The sequence below is a fragment of the Clostridium algidicarnis DSM 15099 genome (assembly GCF_002934235.1).
In the GTDB taxonomy this organism is placed as follows: Bacteria; Bacillota; Clostridia; order Clostridiales; family Clostridiaceae; genus Clostridium_L; species Clostridium_L algidicarnis.
In genome coordinates this window covers 131,521-143,275 of record NZ_PTIS01000004.1, presented here as the reverse complement: position 1 = coordinate 143,275, position 11,755 = coordinate 131,521, and the positions used below count along the sequence as shown (strand labels likewise).

General features: G+C 30.5%; 9 protein-coding genes, 1 tRNA gene, 1 rRNA gene and 1 other annotated feature. Of the genes, 1 reads left to right on the top strand and 10 read right to left on the bottom strand.

Annotation, left to right across the window (positions count from 1 at the left end; translation table 11 throughout):
- Both BD821_RS05010 and murD read right to left on the bottom strand, forming a co-directional pair.
- Window positions 1-87 (bottom strand): 16S ribosomal RNA (locus BD821_RS05010); the annotation flags it as partial.
- A gap of 671 nt (window positions 88-758) precedes the next feature.
- A complete protein-coding gene (murD, locus tag BD821_RS05005; protein WP_104409574.1) occupies window positions 759-2,141 on the bottom strand; it encodes a UDP-N-acetylmuramoyl-L-alanine--D-glutamate ligase in 1,383 nt (460 codons plus the stop codon).
- Window positions 2,142-2,346: 205 nt separating this feature from the next.
- On the opposite strand from murD, the gene BD821_RS05000 reads away from it, so the two are divergent.
- The gene (locus BD821_RS05000) at window positions 2,347-2,820 is read left to right on the top strand and encodes a methylated-DNA--[protein]-cysteine S-methyltransferase (RefSeq protein WP_104409573.1); all 474 of its coding nucleotides are present in this window, start codon (window positions 2,347-2,349) and stop codon (window positions 2,818-2,820) included.
- Between the two features lie 100 nt (window positions 2,821-2,920).
- On the opposite strand, the gene BD821_RS04995 is transcribed toward BD821_RS05000, so the two are convergent.
- From BD821_RS04995 to BD821_RS04960, 8 genes are all read right to left on the bottom strand, one after another.
- The gene (locus BD821_RS04995; protein WP_029451473.1) at window positions 2,921-4,312 is read right to left on the bottom strand and encodes a glycine--tRNA ligase; all 1,392 of its coding nucleotides are present in this window, start codon (window positions 4,310-4,312) and stop codon (window positions 2,921-2,923) included.
- 53 nt (window positions 4,313-4,365) lie between these two features.
- Window positions 4,366-4,532: a binding site (T-box leader), on the bottom strand.
- 77 nt (window positions 4,533-4,609) lie between these two features.
- Window positions 4,610-4,684, bottom strand: a tRNA-Asn gene (locus tag BD821_RS04990).
- Between the two features lie 121 nt (window positions 4,685-4,805).
- Window positions 4,806-6,311, bottom strand: a complete 1,506-nt coding sequence (gene lysS / locus BD821_RS04985; protein ID WP_104409572.1) for a lysine--tRNA ligase — start codon at window positions 6,309-6,311, stop codon at window positions 4,806-4,808.
- Window positions 6,312-6,336: 25 nt separating this feature from the next.
- On the bottom strand, window positions 6,337-6,819 hold the full coding sequence (gene greA, locus BD821_RS04980; protein WP_029451475.1) for a transcription elongation factor GreA: 483 nt from the start codon (window positions 6,817-6,819) through the stop codon (window positions 6,337-6,339).
- 142 nt (window positions 6,820-6,961) lie between these two features.
- Complete coding sequence (locus tag BD821_RS04975) at window positions 6,962-7,789, bottom strand: hypothetical protein (protein ID WP_104409571.1); 828 nt, start codon at window positions 7,787-7,789, stop codon at window positions 6,962-6,964.
- Between the two features lie 51 nt (window positions 7,790-7,840).
- Complete coding sequence (dusB, locus tag BD821_RS04970; RefSeq protein WP_104409570.1) at window positions 7,841-8,812, bottom strand: tRNA dihydrouridine synthase DusB; 972 nt, start codon at window positions 8,810-8,812, stop codon at window positions 7,841-7,843.
- Between the two features lie 4 nt (window positions 8,813-8,816).
- Entirely contained in the window at window positions 8,817-9,596 is a 780-nt protein-coding gene (locus tag BD821_RS04965; RefSeq protein WP_029451478.1) for a type III pantothenate kinase, read from the bottom strand.
- A 267-nt stretch (window positions 9,597-9,863) separates the two neighbouring features.
- On the bottom strand, window positions 9,864-11,534 hold the full coding sequence (locus tag BD821_RS04960; protein WP_104409569.1) for a formate--tetrahydrofolate ligase: 1,671 nt from the start codon (window positions 11,532-11,534) through the stop codon (window positions 9,864-9,866).
- Window positions 11,535-11,755: the final 221 nt, after the last annotated feature.

Below are 11,755 nucleotides of genomic sequence, written 5' to 3'. Positions count from 1 at the left end.
ATCCCCGAAGGAATAACTTCGCTCGACTTGCATGTGTTAAGCACGCCGCCAGCGTTCGTCCTGAGCCAGGATCAAACTCTCAATTTAAAAGTATATTCCAAATCTGTGATTTGGTATAGACTTTTACTCCTCAGCTTTGCTGAGTGAGTTTCCATTTTCAGAATATCTGAATCTGAATTCTCTAAGTAAGTTTAATCTACTCAATTACATAATTCAAAAGAATTGCTGGTCTTTATATATCTTTTCTGTTCAATTTTCAAAGATCAATGTGCTTCTTTAATGAAGCAACTATATTAGTATATCATTTGTTTTGTAAGTTGTCAACAAGTTTTTTAGAATCTTTAATGTTCTTATACTATGTAGTCAACTTTTGGTGAATCTTGTGCAACTCTCTCGAGTGCTCATTTATAATAACATTATATTATCTCGCTGCGATGGTTATTATAGTCCATTTAAGCTTATTATATCCCTTTTTCACCTATTTACTATTTATATCTAGATATATCTTAAGTGGATACACTAGGAAGTGTTTGTTTTAAATATATCACCATACATTCATTCATTATAAAAATCACACCTTGAATATTGATATTTAATTAAATAAAGAATTATATATTTAAAGTTTATATATAATTCTTTATTTATTAATCTGGTATATTTCATATAATAATATCTTGAAATGCGAAAGTGCTAACTTATGTTTTATCCACACGTATAATATTATTTTATATATGTCTACTTATTGTATTAAAAGTAATTTATTTTAAATTATTAACTAACTCTTTAAACTTATTTCCTCTAACCTCGAAATTTTTAAACATATCGAAACTTGCACAAGCTGGCGATAACACTACGTTATCTTCATAGCTTGATATTGATTGAGCCTTTATCACAGCTTCTTCTAATGAATCCACTTCATATATAGGTATATCTATACCTTTAGATCTTTTTAATTCTTCAAATACCCCTTTTATCTTTTCTTTTGTATTGCCAAGTAATATAATTGATTTTATATTATTGTAACCTTCATTTGCTAATGGTTCAAAAGGTATGGCTTTATCATATCCTCCTGCAATTAATATAACAGGCTTTTCAAAAACAGATATAGTTGCAAGAGTTCTAGTAGGGCTTGATCCTATAGAATCATTATAATATCTTACTCCCTTAACTTCTCTTACGAATTCATTTCTATGAGGAACACCCTTAAAACTGCTAAATACCTTTGCCATAGTCTCTTTGCTAACTTCATGCTCTACAGCTAAAAATGCAGCCATATAATTCTCTACATTGTGAATTCCTCTAACAGCCATATTCTTTTCTTTGCATATAGCCTCATCTTTTAAATACAAGATCCCATCCTTATAGTAAGCTCCATCGCTTAGGAATCTTTTGCTACTAAAAAATTCTACCTTGCCTTTAGCCTCATCCTTCATTTCATAAGTAATACTATTCTCTCTATTTAATATTAACAATCCCTGTCTATCTTGATTTAAAAATATATTCTTCTTAGATTCTATATATTCTTCCATACCTTTATGAATATCTAAATGATTCGGTGTAAGATTTGTTACAATTGAAACTTCTGGACAAACATCCATGGTCATTAATTGAAAACTAGATAGTTCTATTACCACTCTATCTTCCGGTTTTATTTTTTTTATATCTGAAAATAAAGGTGTACCTATATTACCACCTACCCAAGTCTTGTACCCTTGCTCTTTTAAAAGATTATATATTATTGTAGTAGTAGTAGTCTTTCCGTCACTACCAGTTACTCCATATATCTTCGCTGGGCAGTATCTTATAAACTCTTCCATTTCAGATGTTATATAGGAACCTTCACTTTTAGCTCTAAGAAGCTCCTTACTATCTATTCTCATAGATGGTGTTTTAAATATAACTTCAAAGTTAGAAAGCTTATCTAGGTAATCTTCCCCTAATACAAAATTTACAGACTTCGCTTCTAATTCTTTAACTATATCTCCTAGTTCTAATTCTGTCTTTTTATCAAAGGCTGTAACTTTAGCTCCCATATCAACTAAAAAACTTATAAGCGGTATATTACTTACCCCTACACCAACTACCGCAACTCTCTTACTTTTTATATATTCCTCAAACTCCTTGAATTTTTTCTTAGACATAACCTACCTCCAATTTAATAATAAGCCCTGTATTTTATATAACAAATTTTATATTTTAAAATATTACATCATGATAACATTTGTGTTTAAAATGATTCTATCATATTAATTAAAATAAGTTAAGAATTTGTAGCTTATATAATAGTAATTTGTGTTCATTTCTAATAATATATAGGTATAATTAATGTGTAAAGGTGGATTAAATATGGATAAAGAATTTAAAGGATATTACCGGTCACCAATTGGCATAATAGAAATATTAGCTAAAGATAAAGGCATATTTTCAATTAACTTCGTTGACAACTTAAGCGAATCTGTAACTAATGATTTAATTTTAAATTGTATTACTCAACTTGATGATTATTTTAAAGGTCTTAGAAAAGACTTCGATATAGATATGTTTTATAACAAAGGCACTCCTTTTCAGATAAAGGTTTGGAATGCATTAAAAACTATACCTTATGGATGCACTTGTAGCTATAAAGAAATAGCATGTAAAATTAAAAATGAAAAATCGGTTAGAGCCGTAGGTGGTGCTAACAATAAAAATAACCTTGCTATTATAATTCCCTGCCATAGGGTTATAGGTAGTAATGGTAATCTTATAGGGTATAACGGTGGGCTTTGGAAAAAGCAATGGCTTTTAAATCATGAAGGTAAATTCAAAAACTTATTATGATTTACTAAATAAAGACACCCTTAAATTAAATAAAAGACAAGTAAGGCTATAAAAATAACCCTACTTGCCTTTTAAGTATTTATATTTATTTAAATACAAATTAAAATTTCATCTTTAACTTTATAAATTCTGATAGTTCATCTATATTCATTCTTACCTGTTTCATTGTATCTCTATCTCTTATAGTAACAGTGTCATCTTCAAGAGTTTGGAAGTCTACTGTAATACAGTATGGTGTTCCTATTTCGTCTTCTCTTCTATATCTCTTACCTATACTTCCTGCTTCATCATAATCCACATTAAATTCTTCTCTTAATTTAGAATAAACTTCTGTAGATTTTTCAGAAAGCTTTTTACTAAGGGGTAACACTGCAGCTTTAAAAGGTGCTAAAGCTGGATGCAGGTGTAATACTGTCCTTACATCTCCACCTTCTAATTCCTCTTCTTCATAAGCTTCAGAAAGAAATGCTAATACAACTCTATCTGCTCCTAATGAAGGTTCTATGCAGTAAGGCACATATTTTTCATTTGTAGTAGGATCTAAATAGCTCATATCTTCTCCTGAATTATCTGCATGTTTTTTCAAGTCATAATCCGTTCTATCTGCTATACCCCAAAGTTCGCCCCATCCAAATGGAAACAGGTATTCTATATCTGATGTAGCTTTACTATAAAATGAAAGTTCCTCTTTAGCATGATCTCTCATTCTTAAATTGTCTTTTCCCATTCCTAAATTTAATAGGAAATTCCAGCAATAATCTCTCCAATATTCAAACCATTCTAAATCAGTTCCTGGCTTACAAAAGAATTCCAATTCCATTTGTTCAAATTCTCTAGTTCTAAAAGTAAAGTTTCCAGGTGTTATCTCATTTCTAAAGGACTTACCTATTTGACCTATACCAAATGGTATCTTTTTTCTTGAGGTTCTTTGTACATTTTTAAAGTTAACAAATATACCTTGAGCTGTTTCTGGTCTTAAATATATTTCTGATTTAGCATCTTCTGTTACTCCTTGAAAGGTTTTAAACATAAGGTTAAACTTTCTTATATCTGTAAAGTTTTTCTTTGCACATTTTGGACAGTGTATGTCATTGCTATCAATGTACTCTTTTAATTCTTCGTTACTCCAACCATCAGCTGAAGCTACCTCTGCTCCATTTTCTGTCATATGATCTTCAACTAACTTATCTGCTCTAAATCTTGATTTGCATTCTTTACAATCCATGAGAGGATCAGAAAACCCGCCAATATGCCCTGAAGCAATCCACACTTCGTTATTCATAAGTATTGCACAGTCTACTCCAACATTATAAGGATTTCCCTGTACAAACTTTTGCCACCAAGCCTTTTTAACATTATTTTTAAGTTCTACGCCTAAAGGACCATAATCCCAAGAATTTGCAAGTCCTCCATATATCTCTGATCCTGGATATACAAATCCTCTTCCCTTACAAAGTCCTACAACTTTATCCATTGTTTTTTCAAACGTCATATAAGTTACCTCCTATTTATTATTAAAAATGGGTAATAAAAAAAGCCTTACCTAAAAGGGACGAAATATTTTCCGCGGTTCCACCCTTATTGGCAATAGCCCTACTTTAAAATGTAGTATCACTCAAAAGCTCCTTTCACTTTATTACAATAATGGTTTGCACCTTGTACCATCTCTCTAAAAAGTAATTAAAGTTACTATTCTTTATCATTGTGAAATTGTATTAAGTTATTAATATCATACCAATGTCTATTTTTGAAGACCTTTAGTATATATGTAATTAATATATTAAAAAAATGGCTCCGCGAAGAGGATTCGAACCTCCAACCTATCGGTTAACAGCCGAGTGCTCCACCATTGAGCTATCGCGGAATATCATTACACTATCATTATATCAATTTATTTTTAAAATGCAACATATTTTTAAAACTTTTTTTATAAAAAACAAGTTCTAAAAAATTATTTACATTTAGAACTTGTTTTATGTCTTTTGTTAATTTTGTGGCTTCATTGTTGGGAATAATATAACGTCTCTTATAGAATGTGAATCTGTAAGGAACATTACTATCCTATCTATTCCTATTCCAAGTCCACCTGTAGGAGGCATTCCTGTTTCTAATGCGCTCATAAATTCTTCGTCTATTACGTAAGCTTCATCATCCCCAAGCTCTCTTTCTTTAGCTTGTTGATTAAATCTATCTCTTTGAACTATAGGATCATTTAATTCTGAGTAAGCATTACATATTTCTCTTCCATATATGAATCCTTCGAATCTTTCTGTATATTCTGGGTTTCCTCTCTTTTTCTTAGTAAGAGGTGAGATTTCTACAGGGTAATCACACACAAAAGTTGGTTGTATCAATTTTTCTTCTGCATATTCCTCAAATAAAGCATTTAATACATCTGCTTTAGTACAGTCTTCTATTTCTTTTTTAAATTGCAAATGTTTTTCTTTAGCTATTGCTATTGCTTCTTCATTAGTTTTAATCTCGTTAAAATCTATATTTGCATATTCCTTAACTAAATCTACCATAGTAGCTCTTCTCCATGGTGGAGTAAGATTTATTTCTGTACCTTCGTAATTAACTACAGTTTTTCCATGAACCTTCTCACATGCATAAGCAACAAGGTTTTCTGTAAGTTCCATAATATCGTTATAATCTGCATAAGCTTCATATAATTCTATCATTGTAAATTCTGGGTTATGTCTTACATCAATTCCTTCATTTCTAAAGTTCTTACCCATATCGTAAACTTTTTCAAATCCTGCAACTATACATCTTTTTAAATATAGCTCTGTTGCTATTCTAAGATACATATCCATATCTAAAGCATTATGATGGGTTGAAAACGGTCTTGCAGCTGCTCCACCAGCAATAGGTGATAATATAGGTGTTTCAACTTCCAAGAATCCTCTATTGTCTAGAAACTCTCTTATGGATTTTATTATTTTAGATCTCATTATAAACGTTTCTTTTACTTTTGGATTTGTTATTATATCAACTTCTCTTTGTCTATATCTTAAATCTGGATCTTTTAAACCATGCCACTTTTCTGGTAGTGGCTTTAAAGATTTACAAATTAATTGGTACTCTGAAACCTTAACACTTATTTCTTCTGTCCTTGTTTTGAAAACTTCACCAGTTACACTTATTAAATCTCCAATATCTAAAGATTTAAACTCTTTATGTTTCTCTTCACCTAATATGTCTATTTTAATGAATAACTGAATTCTGCCATCTTTATCATGAATATCTGCAAAACCCGCTTTGCCTTGAACCCTTTTTGACATAAGTCTACCCGCAAGCTTTACTTCTTTTCCTTCTAATGTATCATAGTTGTCCTTAATCTGTAAGGAAGTATGAGTTCTTTCAACTCTATAAACATCAAATGGATCCTTCCCATTTGATTGTAATTCTAATAGTTTTTCTCTTCTTAATGCTTCCTGTTCACCATACTTTTCTTCAAGTTCATTAATATTAACTTCTTCATTTGCCATTGGCTATCCCTCCATTAATCTTTGTTTAATCTCTTCTTATATTAAGTACCTCAAACTTACTTACACCTTCTGGAACATTTACTTCTATAATTTCCCCAACCTTTTTACCTACTAAGGAACTCCCTACAGGTGACTCATTAGATATCTTAAATTCCATAGGATCCGCTTCAGCTGATCCTACTATAGTATACTCTACTTCTTCATCAAATTCATAATCTTTAACCTTTACTATAGATCCAACAGATACAGCATCTGTAGTAATTTCATTTTCATCAATAACAGAAGCATTTTTTAGCATGTTTTCTAGTTGAAGAATTCTTCCTTCAACAAATGCTTGTTCATTCTTAGCTTCATCGTATTCTGAGTTTTCACTCAAATCTCCATAACCTAAAGCTACCTTTATCTTTTCTGTTATGTCTTTTCTTCTAACTGTCTTTAAGTGTTCTAATTCTTGCTCTAATTTTTTAACTCCCTCATAAGTCATTATATATTTTCTTGCCTCGTTCATTTTTTTCTCCCCTTTTAATTTAAATATATTTATATTTATATTTATACTCTATTATTAATAAAAGCTTGATTTATATATAAGTCAAGCACATTCTAATAATTATAAATCAGCTAAAATGTATTTGTCAACATACCCTTTTAAGCTATATATCTATTAGGTTTTCATTAAATTTTATTTTATGAATAAATACTCCATTATACCTTAAAGCACTTTCTACATCTTTTCCTTGCATTTGGCTCAGTATAGCTCCTATAAGCTCTGGAGATACATCACTTGAAAGTTCATTCCATTGGGTTTTAAATGATATGTCATTTATTACTGTTCCTTTTAATTTAAAAGGTAAATCTCGATTGTTAATATACCATATATTATCACAATATTCATAACTTTTTTCCTTAGTACTTATAATAAAATCACATAATTTTAAAGCATATTTCTCATCACTAGTTACCTCTGGTGAAACTCCAAAGTTTGATATTATATTTTGTTGTATTTTTAAAGTTTCTTTTATGTTCTTTGATAACAGTATTATATGTCTACAACTTTTAGAAACTTCTTTTAATATACCATATACTTTAGGATCTGAGGCTTCGTCTATTAATATAGTGCTATTTTTTAAAGACTTATTAGTTTTTCTAAGAATTAATTTTATGCTCTTAACTACACTATATGAAAAGAGTTCTTTTTGAAAGTCATTGGTAAAATAATAATCATATTCTCTAATACCTTTTGGACTTATAATAAAATCATTGCTTTTCATTTTATTTGTTACATTTTTTATATTATTTACGTAAGATACGTGGTGTTTATTTTGAGGTAACCTGCCACAATGTATATTTAAATCTATTTCCTTAACATAAATTTTATTATCTATACTACATTTCATTTTATCTGTAATTTTAGAAAATAAGGTTGATTTTTCATAAGGAGTACCTCTTTTTTGAATACTTATATTTAATATATCTATCATAAGATTCACCTCATAATATTTATATTCTATATTTATTCAGCTCTTCTATATTTATGTATCTTTTAAACTTTCTTTATATCTTTGCAATATATCTATAACTTCCTTTGACTCTTTACATATATTAACATCATTTTTTATATCTGTACAGTTCTTTAATCCCTTAATATATAGCGCTATATGCTTTCTCATTTCTCTTACTGCTTTTTCCTCTTTATCATATTCTAGTGACTTTTTATAATGTTGTATACATAAATCAACCTTCTCCAAAGGGGTTGGATTTATAACATCTTTTCCATTTAGCATGTCTTTTATCTCGTTAAATATCCAGGGGTTACCAAGTGCCCCTCTAGCTACCATAACTCCATCACATCCGGATAGTTCTATAAGTTCTCTAGCATTATTTGCCGAGAAGACATCTCCATTTCCTATTACAGGAATAGATAATGCGCTTTTAACCTCTTTTATGATATTCCAATCTGCCTTGCCTTGATACATCTGCTCTCTAGTTCTACCATGAACTGTTATGGCTTTTGCTCCTGCTTCTTCTAATCCTTTAGCAAAGTCAACCGCTGTAGATTCACCTTTCGTAAATCCTTTTCTTATCTTTACAGTTACAGGTTTTTTAGATGCTTTAGACACTTCTCTAACAATATCAAAAGCAAGTTTCGGATTTTTCATTAGTGCAGATCCTTCTCCATTTTTAATTATCTTAAGAGCAGGGCACCCCATATTTATATCAATTATATCTATACTCTCTCTTTCACTTAACTTTTCTGCTATATTGGCCATTATATAAGGATCACTCCCAAATATCTGTACCGCCAGTGGCTTTTCATTTTCTGAAGCCATTAATAGCCTTTGTGTGTTTTCATTTCCATAGTACAGCGCTTTAGCACTAACCATCTCAGTATAAGTAAGACCACACCCCATACTTTTACAAATAGATCTAAAAGCTACATCTGTAAATCCAGCCATGGGTGCTAATAGAACAGGATTTTCAATATATATATCACCTATATTCATAAGACTACTCCTCATTCTTTTTGTATATTATATTAAGTCCTTTTAATGTAAGTAGATGATCTATTTTATCTATACATTTTGCTTCTTCAGAAATAAGGGTTGCAAGTCCACCTGTTGCAATTACAAAAGGTTCATCTTCCCCTAAATCCATCATTTCTTTCTTCATTTTAGACACAACATACTTAACCTGGCCTACATACCCATATATTACTCCAGCTTGCATACTAGTTATTGTATTTTTCCCAATAATTGAGTTTGGTTTTACAAGTTCTATTCTAGGAAGCTTTGCAGCTCTTTCAAATAAAGCCTCTGAAGAAATTTTTATGCCAGGACAAATAGTTCCACCTAAATAATCTCCATTTTTATTTACTGCACAAAAAGTAGTTGCGGTTCCAAAGTCTATAATAATGATGGCCCTTTTGTATTCATAATGTGCTGCCACAGCATTTACGATTCTGTCTGCCCCTACCTCTTTAGGATTATCATACTTAATATTTATTCCAGTTTTTATCCCTGGTCCTACAATAATAGGTTCCAGTTTAAAATACTTTCTTATAAGGTGTTCTAATGAATACATTATATTAGGAACTACAGATGATATTATAACCCCTTTTATTTGTTTATATTCTAAATCGCTGTACAAAAACAATTGTAATATTTCTATTCCATATTCGTCTGATGTCTTTTTTGTATCTGTGGACAGTCTCCAATCCGCGATAAGATTGTCTTTATCAAAAACTCCAAGTACTATATTAGTATTTCCTACATCTATAAGTAATACCACTATAATCACCACCCTATTAAATATTATAAAAAAGCAGCCAAAAAGCTGCCTTTATCTTTTCTTTATATCTCTTATCTTATTAAACGCTAAAAATTATATGATCTTAATAACTTTTAACTATAGTTTAACAATATAATTCTAACAACTAAATATAATTTGTCAAGCTATTTATCGTAACCTTTTAAGCTTTTAATAAATATATATGAAAATAAGAAGGCTATCTTTAAAATTCATTTAAAGATAGTCTTCTTATTTATATTAATCTTACTAAAACAATCCGAGTATTTCTCCACTTTCAGTTATATCCATGTTTTCTGCTGCTGGTACCTTTGGTAGACCTGGCATAGTCATTATATCTCCGGTTAAGGCAACTATAAATCCTGCACCATTTGAAACTTTAACTTCCTTTACTGTAACCTCAAAGCCTTCTGGTCTTCCCAAAAGCTGCGGATTGTCAGATAATGAATATTGAGTTTTAGCTACACATATAGGTTTTTTATCAAGTCCAAACTTTTCTAGTTCTTGAATTTGTTTTTCTGCTTGGATTTCATAAATAACTCCCTTAGCACCATATATAGTTGTTGCTATTTTATTAAGCTTTTCTTTTATACTTAAATCACTGTCATATAATACACTGAACTTGCTCTCTTCATTTTCTATTGTATCTATTACAATTTTAGCAAGTTCCATTCCACCTTCTCCGCCCTTAGCCCATACTTCTGTTAAAGCTACTTTTACGCCTATATTATTGCAATAATTTTCTATAAACTGTAATTCTTCATCTGAATCTGTTACAAATCTATTTATCGCAACAACTGGTACGACTCCAAAAGCTTTGATATTTTCTATTTGCTTCTCTAAGTTTTTTATTCCTTTTGCTACAGCATCTACATTACTTTTACCTAAATCTTCTTTCTTTACTCCACCATGATGTTTTATAGCTCTTACTGTTGCTACTATAACAACGCAATCTGGTTTTAAATCTCCAAATCTGCACTTTATATCAAAGAACTTTTCTGCTCCAAGATCTGCACCAAATCCAGCTTCAGTTACTACATAATCTCCGAGTTTTAATGCTGTTTTAGTTGCCATTATACTATTGCATCCATGTGCTATATTAGCAAAAGGTCCTCCATGAATTATTGCAGGAGTATTTTCTAGTGTTTGAACTAGATTAGGTTTTATAGCGTCCTTCATTAAAAGAGCCATTGCGCCTTGAATCTTTAAGTCTTTGCAATAAATAGGATTTCCTTTTAAATTATAAGCTACCAATATATCTCCCATACGCTCCTTAAGATCCATAAGACTATTTGAAAGACATAATATAGCCATAATTTCCGAAGCTACAGTTATCATAAATCCATCTTCTCTTGAAAATCCATTTGGTTTACCGCCAAGACCTACTACCGTCTTTCTTAATGCTCTGTCATTCATATCCATAACCCTTTTAAAGACTATTCTTCTTGAATCAATCTCTAGTGCATTCCCTTGATGAATATGATTATCTATAGCTGCTGCTAATAAGTTGTTTGTTGTAGTTATGGCATGCATATCTCCAGTGAAATGAAGATTTATATCTTCCATAGGTACTACTTGTGCATACCCGCCACCAGCAGCACCACCCTTAACACCAAAAACTGGTCCTAGAGATGGTTCTCTAAGTGCAATTACTGCATTTTTATCCATTTTGCATAGCGCTTGACCAAGTCCTACCGTAACAGTTGATTTACCTTCACCTGCTGGTGTTGGATTTATAGCTGTTACTAATATTAACTTTCCATCTTCTTTATCTTTGTTTTTTTCTAGAATATCTAATGAAAGTTTGCATTTATATTTACCATAAAAATCTACATCATCTTCTAGTATCCCCAACTTTTTAGATATATCTTTTATTGGAATCATTTTTGCCTCTTGTGCTATTTGAATATCAGTTTTCATATCATCTTCATGTCGATTAAATTATCGACATTACCTCCCTCCATATATTTATTTAAATACACAAATTCATTAATGGTTTGTGTATTATATTTTATTACACTATTAGTATTAACTTATATTTTAGCTAAAATCCTTTTTGGTAACTATATATCTATGATTACTTCCTTCACCTGTTTTACTTTTACCCTCAAAAGCTTCTGCCTTTAACTTAAATATATTAT